Origin of the sequence: Bradyrhizobium sp. CB82, from assembly GCF_029714405.1 — a bacterium.
Taxonomy (GTDB): Bacteria; Pseudomonadota; Alphaproteobacteria; order Rhizobiales; family Xanthobacteraceae; genus Bradyrhizobium.
In genome coordinates this window covers 3121761-3140433 of sequence record NZ_CP121650.1, presented here as the reverse complement: position 1 = coordinate 3140433, position 18673 = coordinate 3121761, and the positions used below count along the sequence as shown (strand labels likewise).

The 18673-nt window shown below is 60.8% G+C and carries 17 protein-coding genes and 4 pseudogenes; 8 read left to right on the top strand and 13 right to left on the bottom strand.

What is annotated here, in order from left to right; translation table 11 throughout:
• Positions 1 to 347: 347 nt before the first annotated feature.
• The 8 genes and pseudogenes from QA640_RS15065 to QA640_RS15030 form a co-directional block, all read right to left on the bottom strand.
• Positions 348 to 806, bottom strand: coding sequence for a DUF3788 domain-containing protein (locus tag QA640_RS15065; RefSeq protein ID WP_283041394.1), 459 nt, complete (start codon positions 804 to 806; stop codon positions 348 to 350).
• Between the two features lie 156 nt (positions 807 to 962).
• Positions 963 to 1361: an NAD(P)H-dependent oxidoreductase gene (locus QA640_RS15060; RefSeq protein WP_283042801.1), complete on the bottom strand. Its 399-nt coding sequence runs from the start codon at positions 1359 to 1361 to the stop codon at positions 963 to 965.
• A gap of 29 nt (positions 1362 to 1390) precedes the next feature.
• On the bottom strand, positions 1391 to 1591 hold the full coding sequence (locus QA640_RS15055) for an NAD(P)H-dependent oxidoreductase (RefSeq protein ID WP_283041393.1): 201 nt from the start codon (positions 1589 to 1591) through the stop codon (positions 1391 to 1393).
• A gap of 81 nt (positions 1592 to 1672) precedes the next feature.
• The gene (locus QA640_RS15050) at positions 1673 to 2218 is read right to left on the bottom strand and encodes a carboxymuconolactone decarboxylase family protein (RefSeq protein WP_283041392.1); all 546 of its coding nucleotides are present in this window, start codon (positions 2216 to 2218) and stop codon (positions 1673 to 1675) included.
• A 35-nt stretch (positions 2219 to 2253) separates the two neighbouring features.
• Positions 2254 to 2871 carry a nitroreductase family protein gene (locus tag QA640_RS15045; RefSeq protein WP_283042800.1) on the bottom strand — a complete coding sequence of 206 codons (618 nt, stop codon included), beginning with the start codon at positions 2869 to 2871 and terminating at the stop codon, positions 2254 to 2256.
• Positions 2872 to 3033: 162 nt separating this feature from the next.
• Positions 3034 to 4014: an AraC family transcriptional regulator gene (locus QA640_RS15040; protein WP_283041391.1), complete on the bottom strand. Its 981-nt coding sequence runs from the start codon at positions 4012 to 4014 to the stop codon at positions 3034 to 3036.
• A gap of 436 nt (positions 4015 to 4450) precedes the next feature.
• On the bottom strand, positions 4451 to 4939 hold the full coding sequence (gene bfr, locus QA640_RS15035) for a bacterioferritin (protein ID WP_283041390.1): 489 nt from the start codon (positions 4937 to 4939) through the stop codon (positions 4451 to 4453).
• Between the two features lie 156 nt (positions 4940 to 5095).
• A pseudogene (locus QA640_RS15030) lies at positions 5096 to 5325 on the bottom strand ((2Fe-2S)-binding protein).
• Positions 5326 to 6391: 1066 nt separating this feature from the next.
• On the opposite strand from QA640_RS15030, the gene QA640_RS15025 reads away from it, so the two are divergent.
• The 4 genes from QA640_RS15025 (at position 6392) to QA640_RS15010 (ending at position 10109) form a co-directional block, all read left to right on the top strand.
• On the top strand, positions 6392 to 6781 hold the full coding sequence (locus QA640_RS15025) for a hypothetical protein (RefSeq protein ID WP_283041389.1): 390 nt from the start codon (positions 6392 to 6394) through the stop codon (positions 6779 to 6781).
• 116 nt (positions 6782 to 6897) lie between these two features.
• Entirely contained in the window at positions 6898 to 8130 is a 1233-nt protein-coding gene (locus tag QA640_RS15020) for an MFS transporter (RefSeq protein WP_283041388.1), read from the top strand.
• Between the two features lie 100 nt (positions 8131 to 8230).
• Positions 8231 to 9148, top strand: coding sequence for an NADP-dependent oxidoreductase (locus QA640_RS15015; RefSeq protein WP_283041387.1), 918 nt, complete (start codon positions 8231 to 8233; stop codon positions 9146 to 9148).
• Positions 9149 to 9413: 265 nt separating this feature from the next.
• Positions 9414 to 10109, top strand: coding sequence for a glutathione S-transferase N-terminal domain-containing protein (locus tag QA640_RS15010; protein WP_260374757.1), 696 nt, complete (start codon positions 9414 to 9416; stop codon positions 10107 to 10109).
• 73 nt (positions 10110 to 10182) lie between these two features.
• Here QA640_RS15010 and QA640_RS15005 read toward each other — a convergent pair.
• Both QA640_RS15005 and QA640_RS15000 read right to left on the bottom strand, forming a co-directional pair.
• Positions 10183 to 11067, bottom strand: a pseudogene (locus QA640_RS15005) (transposase); the annotation flags it as partial.
• Between the two features lie 98 nt (positions 11068 to 11165).
• Positions 11166 to 11492 (bottom strand): annotated as a pseudogene (locus QA640_RS15000) (IS3 family transposase); the annotation flags it as partial.
• Between the two features lie 227 nt (positions 11493 to 11719).
• On the opposite strand from QA640_RS15000, the gene QA640_RS14995 reads away from it, so the two are divergent.
• Positions 11720 to 13102 (top strand): IS110 family transposase, encoded by a 1383-nt coding sequence (locus QA640_RS14995; RefSeq protein ID WP_283037969.1) that lies wholly within the window; start codon positions 11720 to 11722, stop codon positions 13100 to 13102.
• A gap of 2 nt (positions 13103 to 13104) precedes the next feature.
• Here QA640_RS14995 and QA640_RS14990 read toward each other — a convergent pair.
• Positions 13105 to 13317 (bottom strand): annotated as a pseudogene (locus QA640_RS14990) (transposase); the annotation flags it as partial.
• Positions 13318 to 14063: 746 nt separating this feature from the next.
• The gene (locus tag QA640_RS14985) at positions 14064 to 15395 is read right to left on the bottom strand and encodes an IS1182 family transposase (protein WP_283041386.1); all 1332 of its coding nucleotides are present in this window, start codon (positions 15393 to 15395) and stop codon (positions 14064 to 14066) included.
• Between the two features lie 522 nt (positions 15396 to 15917).
• On the opposite strand from QA640_RS14985, the gene QA640_RS14980 reads away from it, so the two are divergent.
• Together QA640_RS14980 and QA640_RS14975 are read left to right on the top strand one after the other, a co-directional pair.
• Positions 15918 to 16067, top strand: coding sequence for a hypothetical protein (locus QA640_RS14980; RefSeq protein ID WP_283041385.1), 150 nt, complete (start codon positions 15918 to 15920; stop codon positions 16065 to 16067).
• A gap of 580 nt (positions 16068 to 16647) precedes the next feature.
• Complete coding sequence (locus QA640_RS14975; RefSeq protein ID WP_283041384.1) at positions 16648 to 16986, top strand: hypothetical protein; 339 nt, start codon at positions 16648 to 16650, stop codon at positions 16984 to 16986.
• 98 nt (positions 16987 to 17084) lie between these two features.
• Here the strand turns inward: QA640_RS14975 and QA640_RS14970 are convergent, their stop codons facing one another.
• Entirely contained in the window at positions 17085 to 17942 is an 858-nt protein-coding gene (locus tag QA640_RS14970; protein ID WP_283041383.1) for a hypothetical protein, read from the bottom strand.
• Between the two features lie 380 nt (positions 17943 to 18322).
• Between QA640_RS14970 and QA640_RS14965 the strand changes: the two genes are divergently transcribed.
• Complete coding sequence (locus QA640_RS14965) at positions 18323 to 18514, top strand: hypothetical protein (RefSeq protein ID WP_247989752.1); 192 nt, start codon at positions 18323 to 18325, stop codon at positions 18512 to 18514.
• Positions 18515 to 18673 lie beyond the last annotated feature (159 nt).

The window sequence follows — 18673 nt, the reverse complement described above, 5'->3', positions numbered from 1 at the left end:
GCGAGCACAGTCCCAACGACTGCCGAAAGAACCGACGCAGCGAATATGGCGATCCTGGCCGAAAAGTCGGTGGTGCTCGGAAACGCCTCCCCGGCGACGAAACGAGGGGGCCCGCCCCGGCCAACTGCACCACGTGTACTCCTCGGTTTCACAGCTATGCCTGCGCGCACGGCCGCGGCAGCCGCGAGAAGGACGCCGAACGGCTTTCCTACGGCGAGGCCAGCGACGATCGTGGCGATGAGCAAGCCATGCCCAACGAAGACGCCCGGGTTTAAATCGCCACACCCGCATTCGCTAGGTACGCGTCCGGTGAGCCATCGCCCGGCAAACCAGCATTCTTGTGATCTTCAACCGCCCGACTTTTGCGGTCGCTTCATAGTCAGAAGGTTCGTCACATCATGCAGATCATCTGCCGATGCGACGGCAATCGTTAGCCATTTTCCGTCGATGTATGTTTTCGCGTCATCGTAGAGTTTGATCAATTGCGGGTGCCAAACATAGCGCCGCTTCTCAAACTTTTCTCGCTCTGCTCTACCCATGACCACCACAGCTGAAACTCGTCGGAATTCCGGCACCAGGTGGCAGAACGCCCTGGTCTTCTTGTAACGCAGGGACCAACCGCGGTTCTTTCCACCGTAGAGCCAATCCGGCGCGAAAACTTCTGGGTAGGATTCATCGATCCAGGTCCGCAGCTTGGCCCAGTATTCGAAGCCATCTGCTCCGATCCATTCGCGAACGGTGCTTTCATCGGGCGATGCTGATTTGTCGGTGATCCTGTCGCCGATTTGCGGAAGCGTACTAATCATCGGAAGACCTCGTGTTGATAATCCCGCGGGGAGCCGGAGGTTAAACGGGCGCTTGTCAAGGCTTGCCATGGGCCCTCAGAATGCCGCCGCTGCGACTTTGTCCAGAGCACGGAGAGCATTGCGATACGGTCTTGCGATCCTCGAGAGCACGGCTGATCAAGCAGCTACGTCTCGAAGCTCTCGCACGACTGTCAAGTCGATAGCGTCAATTACCTTCTCGCTCGCTAGCGGGGCTTGGCCCCCTTCAATAAACGCGGTGGCCTGCAGCGGAAGGAATTGCAGCGTCTTCAGCCCAATAGAGTTCAGTGCCAGCGCCAGATAGGGCGTGAGAAAATCAGGCTGATTTGCTCTCTCTCTCGTGAAGACGCCGCCGGAAGCGACGCCGATAAAAACCGGACGATCCGGAAGCATTCCCACCTTCCCGGCGGGCGTCGACTCCATCGTGCGGCCAACGCGCAGGACTTGGTCGATCCACGCTTTGAGAACCGAAGGGATAGTGAAGTTGTGCATTGGCGTTCCAATGACAATCACATCGGCCGCCTCGACTTCCCGAATGAGCGTTTCGGCAAGGTCAAAAGCGGACTTCAGCGGCGCCGCCAGTGTGGCCGGCGATGACAGCGTATCCGCGTAGTCAGCCGTGGCAGAGGCAGAGGATCAGCTCCAAGATCACGCCGCCTGATGCTCGCATCCGGCGCAACCTGAAGAAGCTTTTTGACGATCGCGGCCGAAAGCTCTCGGCTATGCGATTTCGGGCGAGAACTGCTATCAATATGGAGGATATTCATGCGACCGATCCAAATGGCTAGGAAGCTCTTGCATCAACCGCCTCCAGGGCTCCTTGGAGGCGGTTGATACTACTGGCAGACTCAGATCGAGCCGGCCGGTGCCACAGCGGGGAAGTCCTTGTCGGGATTGAACACGTTGTTGAAGAAGTTCGTCAGCGAGTACATGGCCACGAGCGCGATGATCTCCATGATGTTCGCATCCGTGTAGCCCGCATCGCGGACGGCTTGCAGATCGGCGTCTGTGACATGGCCGCGGCTTTCGATGATCTCGCGTGCAAACTGGACGGCGGCGTCCCGCTTCGGGTCCCTGGCATGACCCTTTCGGGCGAGAATGATGTCGTCGGCCGGCAGCTTGGCCATGTGCTCCGCCGTGAAGCTGTGCACCGTCAGGCAGTAGTTGCAGCCGTTCACTTCGGAGACCGCAAGGCCGATGCTGTCGCGCGTCTTGACGTCGAGCGCCTTGCTCAACGAGCCGAGCAGAGCGGCCCATGCGTTGAACGCGATCGGGCTTTGCGCGAAGGTCGCCATCATGTTTGGCGTGAACCCGATGCTCCTGGTGAACATATCGAGGGTTGGTTTCGAATCGGCCGGCACGTGTTCCGGCTTCAGAGCGGCAGCTCTGGCCATGTTATTTCTCCTTGGATGATTGATTTCAGGGTTGGTTATGCGAAGTGCAGCACGTCGGCCACGGGCAAGCGCGGCTTCTGCGGCCAGTTGCCGGGCCGCTCCGGTCCGACGGTCAGCAGCATGACCGGGATTTCATGTTCGGCCAGGCCGAACTCTTTGTGCACGGCCTCTGCATCGAAACCGATCATCGGTGTCGAACCCAGGCCCAGCGAGTGGGCTGCATAGATGATGGCTGCGCCGCCGAAGGTCGCGGAGCGTACGGCCTCGTCACGCTGGCGCTGCGGTTGATTGTCGTACAGGCCGCGAGCAGGTCCCTCCCATTCCGGCACCATATGTGCTGGCATGATCCCGGCTTCCACGACCGGCGCCAGGCGCGCAGGAACGGTGCTGGCATCGGCCAATTGGCCGACGACGATGAAGGTCACGGCTGCTTCGGTGATTGCGGGCTGGTTCCAAGCGATCGGCCGGAGCCGTGTCTTTGCTTCGGGTGAGCGCACGGCGATGAAGCGCCAGTTCTGCAGATGGAAGGATGTCGGCGCTGAAGTGCCTATCCGCACGAGGTCGCGGATCTGATCGTCGCTGAGGACGGCCGTCGAGTCGTAATACTTCGCCGCACTGCGGCTCAGAATGGTTTCGATTACGGCGTTTGCCAGCGGCCGCCCAAGCGAACGGGAGGTTTCCCGATCGGCAGCGGCAGCGGTTGTAGTCGTGTTGTTCATTGGGGGTGCTCCGTTATCAAGTGATGACGGAGCCCAATTTACCGCCGGGAATGATCGTTTCGAGCTTCTAGTGGCTCAAATTGATGCTCAAAAGGATCATTCTGGCGGCGACGACCCAGACTCATCGCCGTTGTGCGCCAGTCGGCGCCATTCCCCCGGCGTCATGCCCATCCTCTCCGCAAATATACGCCGGAAGGCCGAAACGGATTGATACCCGACCGTCTCAGCCACAGCTTCCGTGCTGATCCTTGGCTTCTTGAGTTCGTTGGCGGCCATACTCATGCGCAGATCGGTCAACAGGTCGAGGGCGGAGCGACCTAACTTATCCTGAAACTGGCGCATGAATGTCGCGCGTGACATGCCGCATAGATCGGCTAGGTCGGGAAGCTTCCAAGGTCGCGACGGATCGGCGAACATCGCCGCAATGGCAGGCGCCAATCTCGGATGGCCAGCAAGGGCCAACAAGCCTTCGGTGGATTTTCCGGATTCGCTCGCGGCGCGTAGAACGAGCGTGAATAAGACCGAAGACAGTGCGTTGAGAATGGCGCGTCCTCCCGCTCTGTCCCCTGCGGACTCCATTCGCATCAGAGCGACCAGTCCGGAAAGTTGCCTCGATGCCGACGTGATGTCCTGTTCTCCATGGCTTTCCTTGGCCCGCACTACCAGATTTGTCGGCAGGTAGTTGCGGATTAGTCGATCATGAGGTGGCACGACGAAAAACCGCCCGCACAGCAGATCGAGTTGCTCACCTCCTCCATCGTTCTCGCTCAACATCCATCCTGCGGAGCCCCTGCTTTCGTGCGTGCTGATCGGCGTTTCGCCGCTGCCGTCGTGCAGCATGTGCGCCGAACCGTGAGGGAGCAGCACGATATCCCCGCTCCCAAGCTCTTGCATCGTTCTCGAATTGGGATCTTCGAAAAAGGCACGGCCCTTGACTATGACATGGTAGGGGATCTCGTTCGCCGCGGCCCTCGGCCAGCTAATACGCCATGGTGCGCCGTAAGCGCAGCGGACCTCGAGTTGGCCGGTCACGGTGATGATTTGCAGGAGATGACTCAACCAGTCGACTTGAGACATGAGACCTCGAGAACCTGAATTGCCCACGCAGCATATCGTATTGCGCCGAGCGCGCTTCTAATTACTACGGCCCGGAGATCAGCCCGTATTTCCAACGATATGTGTCCCTGATCTCTTGCTGCCTCCCAAGGCGGATCAGCAAAGACATGAGCGGGAGAAAGAAGCCGTGAATTTGAAGTGGTTTCAATTCTGACGAGAGGATGGACAGAATACCCCTGGCCATTCGTCGCACGGACCCGGTCGGCAATCATGGAAAACTCGTTATTTGCCGGTGGCGAAACCAAGGCCCTCCATGAACCGGCATCCGCGGCGCTGGAACGTCGTGGTCGCAAAGTGCACGGTTGCCTGCGATTGAGCACAACTGAAGCGTGAGCCGCACCAATCGCTACAGCTGCTCGTCGCCACACTCTTCGATTGCCGTGGACGGCGCAACAATTCAGTGCTCTTCGGCCTTGAGCCCGCCGACATGCTTCTGGGTGTAGAGCTCGAGGCCGATGCGGCCGATTAGATCGAGCTGGGTTTCGAGGAAGTCGATGTGATGTTCCTCATCGCTCATCAGCTCCTCGAAGAGGTCGCGCGTGACGTAGTCCTTTACGCTGTGGCAATAGGCCGCCGCTTCCTCATAGAGGGCACGCGCGCTCATCTCCGCGGCGAGATCGCACTCGATAATCTCCTTGACGTTCTGGCCGATGCGCAGGGGATCGAGCACCTGCATGTTTGGGAAACCATCGAAGAAGATGATGCGGTCGGTGAGCTTGTCAGCGTGCTCCATCTCCTCGATGGACTCCTTGCGCCAGACCTTAGCCATCTCTAGGAGACCCCAATTATTCAGGAAGCGGTAGTGCAGCCAGTACTGATTAATTGCCGTGAGCTCGTGACGCAGTGCCTTGTTGAGATACTCGATGACTTTCGGGTCGCCCTGCATGATGAACTCCAAGACTTGAGGCCCGTTCTTGACCCTCGCAAGTTTAGATCGATTCCGACGAAGGACAAGCAGACGGGCATTTTCTGGACATGAAACCGAGAGGCGCCTGTCCAGCAAATCAAGGGAACCTAGGCTATTTTCGACGCGAGTTTGGGCTCATTCATCCTTGGTCCCACCATGCGGGCAGCCAGCCTGACAGGCTAGTACACGCTCCCTGTACGCCTCGTCGATAATCGTCCTCATGGTGTGCGCGCAGCGGCCGCATTCGGCGCTGCAACCCAGGTGCCCATAGATCTGCTTGGCATTGCGCAGCGCGGTGTCAGCCGTGTTTTCACTGCGTGGCGAACTTCCCGGTCGCTGAGGACATTACAGGAGCAGATGATCATGAAACTCGAAGGAAGACCCTCAGTGATACGGCGTCACCGATAGGAGACGGAGCCAGTGCGCGTCGGAGGCTCCAAACAAGGAGGAGATGGTTGCGTGTCGACCGCCATGGGAAGTCAGCCTTGACCTTTGATCTTTGGAGGTCAGCAAAAATCTGCTTGGTCAATCGGGGCGACCGGTAGCTGCAGATCGGACGGAGGACACAGAAGCACCGCTCCACGCCGGCCGAAGATCAACGCTTTCGGTTAACGTAGATGACACAGCCGGAATCTGTTGGCCCTGAGTAGCAGCCACCACCGCGTTTCGGGTGTTGTTGAAGGCCTCCTCGATCTCCCTTCGCTGAATCCATCCGCGCAAGAAGAGCCGTCATCAGCTGACTATGTGGTTCAGCCAGATCTTCGACGACCTGGCCAGGCGCTGCTGAGCTCAGGATGAGCGCGTTCTCACTCGTTTTAATGGGGCAATCCATTTGACGACCGCGTCGATAGCTCCGGCGTCATCGATCGCAATCGCGTCAACCTGTCCGGAGAGCAGGATCTCTCCGCCTTCGTGGGTCTGGCTTCCGAACAACGGGAGCTCGAGGACGAGGTGCGGCCGTAGCGTCGGGACGTCCGGAAGGGCGAGCGCCCGCGTGGGCTGCACTACACCATTGGGCCACACGGCACAAGGACGACAGTGAGGTCTGGCGTTCGTCGACCCAGCCATACGCAGCAGCTGGCGCGCCACCCCCTCTGCTGGGAGCGCCCAATTGCCCGGCCCGAGAACAAACGCTTCAGACCAGAGCACCGACACAACGCTCTAATCAATGAGGTGGTCGCGACCATCGGCATTGCTCAAGCCTTGGCGGCCGGCCGATCCCGCTAGCGCCGGAAGTGACTTCGTCGCGGCTAAGCAACTTGCCTTGATCTAGGAACGGGATTGAGGACTGTCGCCGCACAATTCCCCCCGCTATGGAAACCATAAGTACTGGCTATTGGAAACTTTCGTGCCGCGCTGCGACCTTGACAGCCACTCAGTCGAATAGCGACCAGGACAACCGTTTCAGCCAACACGCGCAGGAGACCCCTGATGTCGCTGCTCGAGCGTTTTCACTCCGACAAGGTCAGCGCGATGATACCAGTGTATGACCCAAAGCCCGTTCTCATCGCGAGTGACGGACGAACTACTACCACCGAAATCGCCGCCCGACTCGAGTGCGATCTCAAGTACGGTTTGCCGCTGAAGGCCAGCGCGCGTCATGTGTACGTTGCCGGCGATTTCGCCCTGATCGTGTTGGATCGGTCAATTGATGGCAGAGGTCTAAGTCGCAAATACGTTGGAGGCTCAGCGAGCGGCGTCGTACGCCGCGGCGCGGATCGACGATGGCAGTACCTGATCGACAATAACCAAAGGACGGCTGTGGCAGCTCTCAGCGATGGAGCCACTCGTCAGCTTGGCACCGATATCACCGCCACCTAGTGAAGCAAACCAACCGGAGAACTCGGACCTGCGCGCCCGAATTCTTTGGAAGACGACCGATTCGCTACTCGATGCAAAACTTGCCACCAGTGATCAGCCAGTCTCACCGGAGCGGAATGCTCGCGCTGGCATTTTTATCAGCGGTAGTTTCCTTGGTGGTCTCATTCGCCGCTGCGGCCGCTCCGATCCCCCTTTACAACACCTACCGGACAGAAGACGGGTTCACTAACGCCGGTATTTCGATGGCCGTCGTCGCGTACGCCGTCGGCACCATAACCGCACTGTTGGTACTGGGACGCCTGTCCAATCATCTGGGCCGCCGGGTCACTGCGATCACTAGCCTCGGTCTTCTCCTGCTGGGGTGTCTGCTGTTGCTGAATGTGCACGACATCGACACTCTGCTGGCCGGTCGGCTCCTCGTGGGCCTCGCCACCGGGTTGGCTGGCAGCAGTCTGACCTCCTACATCGTCGATGCGGCACCCAGAAGACCGGAATGGTTGGCGTCCGTTGTCACCAGCCAAGGGCCGATGCTCGGCGTCGCTATCGGCGCCATAGCATCCGGCGCGCTTGTTGAGTTCGGCCCCTGGCCGCGCGAACTCATCTATCTCGTCTGCGTTTGCTTCCTATTACTGTCTGTTGCACTCGTCGCAATCAGTCCGGAAACAGCAACTCCGACTCCCGGCGCTTGGCGATCGCTGTTACCCCAGGTCAGCGTACCGGCGCGGGTCAGGCATCTGCTCCCTGTCGCGGCGGCGGTGTTTCTGGCCACTTGGGCCAGCGGGGGCTTCTACCAAGCGTTCATGCCTGCGCTTGTACAAGATGAACTTCACACCCGCAGCCCGTTGATCCTCGGGCTAGTGTTCGCTGCCTATATGACCCCCAGCGTTCTCGGCGCTCCCATTGGTGGCTGGTTCACATCCGCGGTAGCCCAACGCGTCGGTATGATCACCTTCGTGGCCGGAATGATCGGCATCAGCACTGCAATCTTAGCCGGCACACTGGTGTTGTTCATCACCGCGACCATGGTTGCCGGTGCCGGTCAGGGCATCGCCATCAGCGCCGCCACACGCGGCTTGCTGCACGGCAGCACGCTCGCCGAACGGGCACCAATCTTCAGCGCGATCTACCTTCTCTGCTACAGCGGCGCCGCCTTTCCGAGCCTCATCTCCGGGCAACTTTCCAACCTGTTCTCGCTTCCGCAGATCACGCTCGGATACGGCGGACTTGCCGCCGTGGCCACCCTATTTACCCTCCTCGGTGCACGCAATCCGCACACCGACAGGACCGGGAAGAGCACGTCCGACGGTTCGACCGCTAGCGGTTCACCAGTACAGGGAACAGTGTCATGAGAATCGTCGCTGTCTTGGGCGCCGCTTTATCCGGATTGAAGCGCAGATTACCGCCGCAACATACCCAGCAATGAGACGAACGACAGAGGAGATCATTCCCATGAAAGCGATCGTTGTGACGGACCAGGCTGCGGGAACGGCCGGGATGAAGCTGGTGGAGCGCCCCGAGCCGCAGGCAGCGATAAATGACGTCGTCGTTCAGGTTCATGCGTCTGGATTCACCTCGGGCGAGCTGACGTGGCCTTCGACCTGGACCGATCGCCTCGACCGTGACCGGTCGCCGACGATTCCCGGCCAGGAGCTGGCAGGTATTGTCACCGCTCTCGGCTATGGCACGACCGGACTGTCGGTAGGACAACGGGTGTTCGGTCTCTCGGACTCGTATCGCGGCGGCACCCTGGCCGAGTATGTGGCAGTGGAGGCACGCAATCTCGCACCGCTGCCAGGCGAAGTCGAGTTCTCGGTGGGGGCGGCCGTGGCGATGCCGGGCCTGACTGCTTGGCAAGGACTGTTCGTGCACGGTCGCCTTCAGGCGGGGCAGAGCGTTCTCGTGCACGGCGCGGCCGGCGCGGTCGGCTCGATGGTGACGCAGCTCGCACGAGAGGCCGGTGCCTACGTCATCGGCACGGGACGTGCCGCCGACCGTCAGAAAGCGCTCGACTTCGGCGCGCAGGAGTTCGTCGACCTCGAGAACGACGATCTCGAAGGCGTCGGCGGAGTCCATCTGGTTTTCGACGTCATCGGAGGCGAGATCGGTAAGCGGTCCGCCGGCCTGGTTCGAACCGGAGGAACGTTGGTAACCATCGCCGGGCCGACCGAAACGCGGCCCGCCGACGGCTTGGCGATCGACTTTGTTCTGGTGTCCGATCGCGCGCAACTGGGTGAGATCGTCCAGCGGGTACGGGACGGACGACTGCGTACAAACATCGGCAACATCGCGCCCCTTGACGAGGCTGTCGCCGCTTTCAATCCGACGCGGCGGATCAGCGGGAAAACGATCATCCGAGTTCGTCCGTGAGGAAGCAGCGAAGGCGAGCGGTTCTCCCCTCCCATATGGATTGTCGGCGCTTTCCCCGCGGGCCTGTGCGTGGGGCGGGCAGTGCCCATCCATCCCGTCGTCTCTCAGCTGGTTTCCAAGGTCGTGCCCGGGTACCCATGCCATACCGCGGCCGTATCGTTGCCTGCTTTTCTGGATGCACCAGCGGGCAAGCTCGGCTCGCATCCTGGCGGAGAATTCGCCTTTGCCCCGGCCCGGCGCGGCCCGCTTATCTAGGAGGAAGAAAGTGACCGTCGATCATCCAATTTTTGCGCGCTGGCCGGCGCAGTATCCCGATCGGCTGCAACTCTTTTCCACTTCCACGCCCAACGGAGTGAAAGTCGGCATCATGCTTGAGGAAACGAGCCTTCCTTACGAGCCGCACCGGATCGACATCATGGCGAACGAAACCCACGACCCGGCCTTTCTCGCGCTCAACCCCAACGGAAAGATTCCCGCAATCTACGACCCTGATGGGCCTAGCGGAACACCGCTCGCGCTGTTCGAATCGGGCGCGATTCTCCTCTACCTTGCCGACAAGACCGGACAATTCATCTCGGCCGATCCAAACACCCGCTATGAAACGATCCAATGGGTGATGTGGCAGATGGGCGGAGTCGGGCCGATGTTCGGCCAGGTCGGGTTCTTCAACAAATTCGCCGGTAAGGCCTATGAAGACAAGCGCCCGCGCGACCGCTACGCGACCGAATCAGCGCGGCTGCTCGGTGTCCTGGACCAACGGCTCGCGGGCCGGGACTGGGTGATGGGGACCGACTACAGCATCGCCGACATTTCGCTGCTCGGCTGGGTGCGCAATTTGATCGGCTTCTACGAAGCACGCGATCTCGTCGGCTTCAATCGCTTTCTTCATGTGCAGGCATGGCTCACCCGTGGCCTCACGCGGCCGGCGGTGCAACGCGGGCTACAAGTGACAGCTGGCTAGAAGCGCTCGCGAAGAACACGTCACTCGGTCCGGTTGAAAGAAGCGACTGCCTCGTCGAGGGTAGCGATGTTGCATCGAGCTCCCAGGCCTGGCGCAGCACCCGACGGGTGGCCGCATGATGCTCTTTCGGCAGGCGTTCCATGATGTTGCGCGCCTTGTGGATCTGGCAGCGCTGGATCGCAGCGGCCGAACCGAAGGTGCGGCGGATCGCCTTCGACAACGCCTTCGCGCCGTCGGCGATGAACAGTCTTGGCACCGTCGGGTCGAGCCCGCGCGAGACCAGGTTGTCCAGCAGGGCCTGAACCGTTGCGGCGTTCTCGGTCGCCCCTTCCACCAGCGCCAGCGGATGCTTGTTGCCTTCGCCGTCAACCCCGATCGCGGCCACCAGCACGAGATCGTCGCCGAGATGCAGCCCGTCGATTTGGACCACCAGAAGGTCGAGCGCGGACAGATCGGCAGCCATGAAGTCGGCCAGCCGCGCCGCCGACAGCGCTACGAACCTCCGCGAGGCCGCCGACTTCGAAACCCCCGATCCGGGCGGTGCCGGCACGTCACCCTCGGGCAGCCGGACAGCGCGGCCGAACCGGCGCGTCGACACATTGATCAGCATCAGGTTCATCGCCCAGCGACCGAGCCAGTCCTCCTCCGCCGCCGTTTCCCAGCTCGGGATCGTGACCTCGCGGCCGTCCACGCCCCGGACCCGCGGGCGCTCGACCTCGATCTTGCCGCCGTGGAAGCCGATCCGTCCCCGCGTTCGGCCCCAACGGTGCGCCCGCCGCGCCGCGTCGCGACCGTGGCGCGGCCCGCAGGCCGCCGTGACATCCGCCTCCATCATCGTGCCGAGCGCCTCGATCCCTGCCGCAAGGCAGAACCGATCGAAGCTCGCCCGCACTTCTGCAAACGCTTCGTCCACAGCCCCGGTCGCCGGCCAACCAGCCGGTGTGATATCTCTCGTCATGGCGTTGCTCTCCTTTGTGGAATCAGCACCCCGAGCCTACCGGCTCAAGGTGGGCAACGCCGACCTCTTCAGAAATTCAACAGAACCCGGGACATCCCCTTGGTGGTACGCGGCCGGCGGTAGAGCGCCTCTATCCCCATCCGCCGCATCAGCGTTTTAATATGCCGGCGGCCGATCTTGCACCCCTCGGCAGCCAACAGGTCTCGCAACATTCGCGAACCGGCGAAAGGAAACTCCAGATGCAGCCGGTCGAGCCGTCGCATGATCGCGAGGTCGGCGGAAGGCACTGGACGCGGCAGATAATAGACACTGCCACGGCTGATCTTCAAAACTTCCGCCTGTTTCGTGATCGGCAGGTCGTGCTCACGGTCGATCATCGCTTTGCGCTCAGCAGGCCGGCTTTGCTGAGCGCGCCTTCTAAAAAACTGAGCGGGGCGCTGCGCGCCCCCTGTGGGATAGAAACGGGTAACCGCTAGACTGCGGCCGGAAGGGAGCGGCCGATACGATTTTGGTGGCACGTGACCCCGTCAAAAAACCTGGTCCATGGGCTGTTGCGCACTTGAGAGTGGTGACGCCATCTCGGCGATCCCGTTTAGGAATTTGAATGAATTGCGCAGCCCAGCCCTTCCGCCGGAGTCAGGAGGAGCTACAGATGAATCCCAAAAGATCGAAGTCGAAGGACGGCGGTAAGATGCCGATGGTGCACCCGAACGCGGCTGCCATCGACGTTGGCGCCACCATGCATATGGCGGCCGTTAGGGCAGATCGCGCACCGGAGCCAGTCCACAGTTTCGGTACCTTCACGGCCGATCTGCATCGGCTGGTCGACTGGTTTACGGAATGCGGCGTCGAGACCGTCGTCATGGAATCGACCAGCGTCTACTGGATTCCGATTTTCGAGCTTCTCGATGCCCGGGGATTTACCGTGTTTCTTGTCAACGCGCGCGATGCCAAGCACGTGCCGGGGCGTAAGACCGATGTCAGCGATGCGCAATGGCTGCAGCGGCTCCATTCATTCGGGTTGCTGCGGGCCAGCTTTCAGCCCAAAGGGCAGATTGCCGAACTGCGAGCCTACGTGCGTCAGCGCGAGCGTCTGCTGGAGTACGCGGCCTCACACATCCAGCATATGCAGAAGGCCTTGACGGAGATGAATCTTCAGCTCCACCACGTCGTCGCCGACATCACCGGCGCGACCGGCCTGCGTATCATACGCGCGATCCTTGCCGGCGAGCGCGATCCCGAGGCGCTGGCGTGCTTGCGCCACTACAGTTGCCACGCCAGTGCCGAGACGATTGCGAAGGCGCTCACCGGCAGCTACCGAGCCGAGCATCTGTTTGCGCTCGAGCAGGCACTTGCGCTTTACGACACCTACCACGAGAAGGCATCTGCCTGCGACGCCCGGATCGAAGCCGTGTTGAAGGAACTGAGCAACCATCGCGGACGTGGCCATGGACCAGCACCGCCGGCCTCGCTGCGTCGGAATCGAACCGATCAGGCGAACGCTCTAGCTTTCGACGTCCGCGAGGCGCTGTTCGCGTTGCTGGGAAAAGACATCACCACGATCGACGGCCTCGGTTCTTACCTCTCGCTGAAGCTGATCGCTGAATGCGGTGACGACCTCTCCTCGTGGCCAAGTGCAAAGCATTTTACCTCCTGGCTAGGACTGGCGCCGAGCAACAAGGTCTCCGGCGGCAAAAGGCTCTCGTCCCGAACGCGCCGATCCGGCGGCCGGGCGGCGGCGCTTCTGCGCCTTGCTGCCGTCACCGTCGGACGCACCGATACTGCGCTCGGCGCCTTTTACAGGCGACTTTCATCGCGCATCGGTAAGGCCAAGGCAGTGACCGCCACGGCCCGCAAGATCGCAGTTCTGTTCTACAATGCTGTGCGATACGGAATGGACTATGTCGATCCCGGGGCCTCGTCCTACGAGACGCGCTACCGGACGCGAGTGGTCAACAATTTGCATCGGCGTGCCAAGGCATTCGGCTTCGTTCTCCAGCCCTTGGAGCCGAACGTCGGCGATGCCGTTTCTTAGGAATCGTTCTCCAGCGTGAGCTCCCCGATCTTGGCGTGCAGCGTTTTCACGTCCACCGCGGGCTCGCTCGTTCTGTTGCCACCGCCAGGACCAAATACCTCGGCCGCCGCTTCCTGAAGCTGTGACTTCCACTGCGTGATCTGGTTCGGGTGCACGTCGAAATGCTCAGCCAGCTGGGCCAGCGTCATCTCACCCTTGATCGCGGCTAACGCCACCTTCGCCTTGAATGCCGGTGCGTGGTGCCGACGGGTTTCGTCTGCTCATCGTCTCTCCTGATTCGCGGGACAATCTTGCCCGCCGTCAGGCAGAAACTCCACTTATCGCCCCGTCCAGAATTCCGGAGCCAGCTCTCCATTCCATCCGTTTGGCGCTAGGGAGTTCAGTCGGGAAGCTGGCCTCTTGAAACGGAGGAATCGTAGCCGACTCGCGGCTTTCCACACAGCCAGGGTCAGAAGGCGACCATCGGCACTCCCCTCCCCTTCGTCTGCTTCACACCAATGGGCAGACCTTGAGGCTCACGGAACTTAGCGCCTACTTTGTGACTGATAAGCTTTTCGTGAGACTGATAAGGTTTGCAGCCAAACCTTATCAGCCGCCTAACTGACTACGTGTTCGTACGAAACCTTATTAGTCCGCGAGCTCATCCCGTCTGTATGATTTGCTTATCAGTCCGCAACGCGGCTTCATTTGCGGCCAAATTCGGCCGGCAGATCGACTTTTACCTCGCTTCGATCGCAGCCCGTCGGGGGTTCGAGTCACTGGAGCGCTACCTACGTTCCCCCCGACAGTTTTCAGCCGAGTTTTTGGTGTCCGCGGGCTAATCGCCGATCAAGGCCCCCCTGAGAGCTTGCCAATCTTTCTCGTTTTGCGTGGTCATCGAAGGATGTGGCAGTTCCTCGTCGTGGCAACGCGTGGGCTGGTGCGGCTGTGGCGAGGTTGGGGGATGTCGATGAACGCTCCTCTATGCGCTAGCGAGGCGGTTGCCTTGCAGGATGTTGTTGGCGAGGGCGTACCAGAGCACGACGGCGCGGACCTTTTCGAGGCCGCGCACGGTCAATTGCCGCAGGTCCCAGTTGCGCCAGCGGGCATGTATGCACTCGCAAATCGACCGGGGCTTGTATCGGGCCTTGCCCTCTTCGCTCGCCATGCGCGCACGCCAGGCCAACACCCCCGGGCCGTCGCCGCGTCGCGGTAGATGGGGATCGGTGCCGTGCTTGGATTGAGTGGGCGGGCAAAAGATATCGATGCCCTCGGCGTGCGCCCACTCGATGTCCTCGGCACTGCCAAAGCCGCCATCGACGAGATGGTCCTTGGGCAACCCGCCAGGACGCGCGCGCTGCCGCTCCAGCATGGGCCGCATCAGGCCGCGGTCGGACCCGGTGTTGCAGACCTTGATGTCAACGACGATCGGCTGGCCGGCGGCACTCGTCACCTGCACGTTGTAGGCGGGGCGGAAGCCGCCGTCGGCCATCTTCATGACCCGTGCGTCGGCGTCCGTCGTGGAGGCCCGCGGCTCTTTCGGCTTCTTGCCGTTGCCGCGCTTTTCTTCGCGCTCCTTGCGCTGCTGCTTGATTTCGGCGAGCGCCGTCTGCGCCGCTTTGACGCGCGCTCTGCGCTCACGCGCGGCGCGCTCCTTGGCGGCCTTCATGCGCTGATTGCTAGCATCCGAACGAGCGTCAACCTCGCGTTTGAGGTCTTCCACCACCGCCTCAGCCAAGGCCAGGTGCCGATCGAGCGTCGCCTCCCGCCGGAACGAAGCGGCCCCGGCGCTGGCCCGGACCCGAACACCGTCCTGCGCCAGCGTTTCCAGATTGACGAGGCCGACCTTCGCCAGCACCGCCAAATGCTCGCAAAGCAGCCGGTCGAGCAGGTCGGCGCAACCGACCCGGAAGTCCGCCAGCGTGTGATGGTTCACCGACACCCCGCCACACAGCCAACGATAGGTGTCATGGCTCTCGCAAAGCCGCTCCAACGCGCGCGCGCTGCCGACGCCCTCGCTGGTGGCATAGAGCCACAGCGCCAGCAAAAGCCGCGGCGATGTCGCGGGGTGACCGGGCCGATCGCCCCGCGCCTTGATCCGGTTCTCCAGCTCACTCAGGTCGAGTTCCTCGACATAGGACCAGATCAGGCGCACCGGATGGTCTTCCCCGATCAGGCTCTCGATATCCACTGCTCGCAACTCGATTTGATCGCGTTGGGGCTCACGAAGTCGCGGCGCTGCGAGCGGCGCCGCACCGGCTTGCGGCTTTGCCTGCTCCGGCAGATCCCCAAACAATTCATCAGCGGCCATCATCCCTCCTGCGAATCCATCACCGCAAGAGAATCACACAGCACCAGCTTTCGGCTATACCGCTTGCGAGCAGTCAAAAAGATTCACAGCCTCTGAGGGTGTCCATACTTCCGCCAGCCCGGCGCCGGGCAGGACCTTTTCGTCTTTGGAAGTCGCTCATTAGGGCGATGCCCACCACCCTTCGGGGAATGGCTCAAACGAACTAGCGCCCATGATGTTGTCGTTGAAGGCTGTCGGCTTCGCGATTTGATCAGCGAGGGGACTGGCTGCGATTGTAAGAAAACGCCACTCGTCGAACCCGGTTGTGCCGCGGGTCTTGTGATCTTGCTCTAACGGTCTCGCCGATCAGTACCAGCCTACCGGGCAACTCGAAGAAGTACCTGATTGCTCCGCGCTTACTACGTCGCTTCGATACTTCCCTGTGGATTGTGCGAGTAAACCTATAGATTTGCAGCCTTCAGTCGTGCCGACTTACAGGCGCAGGTGCTTCTCTGTGTGGAATGAGTTTCAGGAGGGTGCCGACCGATGACCCAGCTCGGCTCTGTCTTAACTGCTCTTGCCCTAGCGCTTACCGCCTACTTTGCCGTAGCTGCTTGGCAAGCGACTGCTGATGATCGCCGCGATGCGGCTCCAGTGATGATGTGGGAATCAACTGAGGCGCTGACGCAACAGTAGACGAGGAACTCGCCTCTACCATCATTTGTGAACGGCGAGAGCGCTTCTGTACGGCTAGGATTACGTCCATTGCGAGAACGCGATGGATACGCCAAAACCGATCATCCCAATCGATATATTGCTTATAGTCGCGATCAACGTGATCGCTGCCGTGGTGGCTTACTACCTGATCGTACTCTGGGGTTTGGTAGGTGGGTAAGCCAGCAGCTTGGCCGGATCGGCCGGCGTGTTTACAAACTTTGCTCCTTCTCCCCTTGTGGGAGTATGTGGCTCTGTGTAACCGATTGAAACGGAAATCGGTGTCCGTATAGTGTCCCTTGCGCGGGGTTCGTTGCCGCGCGGTCCCGTAGCCGGTGCCCCGTGGCCGCCTATGCGCTGGCGCGGGGTGCCCGGTGGTCCTCCTTAGCCCTGCCGCCCCGGCGCGCTGTAGGACCGTTTATTGCGGTTCTGGCGACGCCTGCCCGTCGCTTGCCGCTCCCGGTGTGCGCTGCGTCCCGTCGCCTGCCGCCGTCGTGGTGACGGTGACGCGCTCGCGCGCAATCGACGTTCTGGCCCGGATGATCTTCAATGCGGCTGAGACATGGTGGTGGCCGATAAGCGAGAGCGCAGCGCGATGTTCAGCGCGAGCGATGGAGGCGACGAAATGAGAGACATTGCTGAGCGGCTTCGCAACGAGGAGCCCTTCTGCCGGGCATGTGCCGACCTGCGCCGGAGCGCCGCCGACGAGATCGAGCGACTGCGGGCAGTGAAGTCCGCCGAGGAGATCAAGCGGTTGCAGTTTGTGCTCGACACGTTTCGCGAGGCCCTCAGAGACATCGCGATAGGCCCGGGCGGCGGGCGACGCGTGCTGAAAAAAGCCTCCATGCAGCAGCGAGCTTCCGAAGCGCTGGACGTAGAATGGGAAAGCCGGGAGCGATGAGTGCTCGCCGACCGCCTGTCTGAAAGGCCCATCGCCATCTCGCCTGCCGCCGTCGTGACGCTGGCGCGCTCGTCGTGGTGATGACGCGATGCCGTCCGCTATCGGTCGCCTGTCGGCTCATGTTCATCATCATCCGGCAGATCAATGACCTGATGAAGGTTCGTTACACGGTAGCCCGCTGGTCTGCCGCCCTTTGTCTGCACATTGATGTCCACGACGAAACCCTTCTTGAAGAGGTTGTCGTCGGCATCCCTTATCTCATGCTTTATGCGCTGCTCAGCGAGATCGGATGCGTAAATCAATGGCAGCTCCCGATCTGATATCGCCTCCACCATAACCAGTTCGCCAGTGCGCTTGCCGACCGCCGGGCTCCTTACGTTCGCTTGCCGAAAGACCATCAACTCACGCTGGAAATCAGCACTGTCCTTCCGTTCAAGTTTCTTACGGTGTTCCTCAATGTGCTCAACGGCCCGCGAAGCTTCTCTGGACGTGAACTTGACAGCAGCTTTGACTTTCCGCTTTCCGTCCTCGAAAACGAGAGCCTCAAGCGAGGCAGACCCATCGGGATCGTTTGCGATGGCCGCGAGCGAGCCCATGAAGTCTTTCAGGTCCGATCTGGACGCGTCCGGTACCTCGCCGCGCTTTTTGAAATATGCTTTGAGCTTCGAGCCGTAGTTGCGCACGAAGTCATTAACGGCGTTGACCTGTTCGATACTGGAAACGATCTGCGGCGCGAACATTGCGAAGGGCACAAACGGCAGTAGCTCGGCAATTATCGAGCCCTTCTTTATTTGCTTCACATAGATACGGGCTTCCGGTCCTAAATCTGGGTGGTTCTCTCTGATGAACTTGTCGTATTGCGACGCAACAGAGGTAAACTCAGCAACGAAGTCCCCTAGCTCAATAGGGTTCTTCGTTTTGATCTTTAAAATGATATGCGCCGCAGCCCCGCCCATAGTCACATCAGCCCCCCACCCAATTGGTCACATCATAGGTTGCTCGTTGCGGTTGTCGATGCCCCTTCGATAACCCTTTTTCGTGCAAGGCGGAGGACCGTCGAAGGATGGCGGTCCCTCCGCAATCGGTCGTCAGGTCCTTCCGAGAGCGTGAGCTAATGCGGGGACCGCCGGACGCCGACCTATAAGCGTATTTCACTCCGCGCATTCCCGGCTTTATTCGGTGCGAACCGGTTACACAAAGGGCGGTGCGCGATATGACGTATGTCGAATACGGAAGCAGTGATCTTGATGGATTGGAACGCCGGGACCGGCACGAGGTTAGATGGATTGCACACCATCGCGGCGGCGCTGACCGCGCGCTGGATTGGAGGCAGCACATGATCATCGTGGACGAAGACGGCGAGATCATCGCCACAGCATCCGATGACCATACTCTAATCGGCGGCCACCACCGCCTCGCGGTGGCGGCCAGCCTTGGTAAAAAATTGTTCTGGCGAGATACCGGCGAACCAGTGAAGCTTGATAACTTCTTCAAGCATTATGGAAGTTCTCTTCGACATACAGCCTAAGCCGCTCGCCGAGCGTATCGTTGTTCACTTCGCAGCCGCTATCGGGCTCCGGTCATTGCTTGAGGACTTCGCGCCGACGATCCCCGATTGGGACTCCTTCAACGCCGGGTCCGGCTCGAACGACCAGTCAAGCGCCATCGGGAAACCTCATGCTTGAAA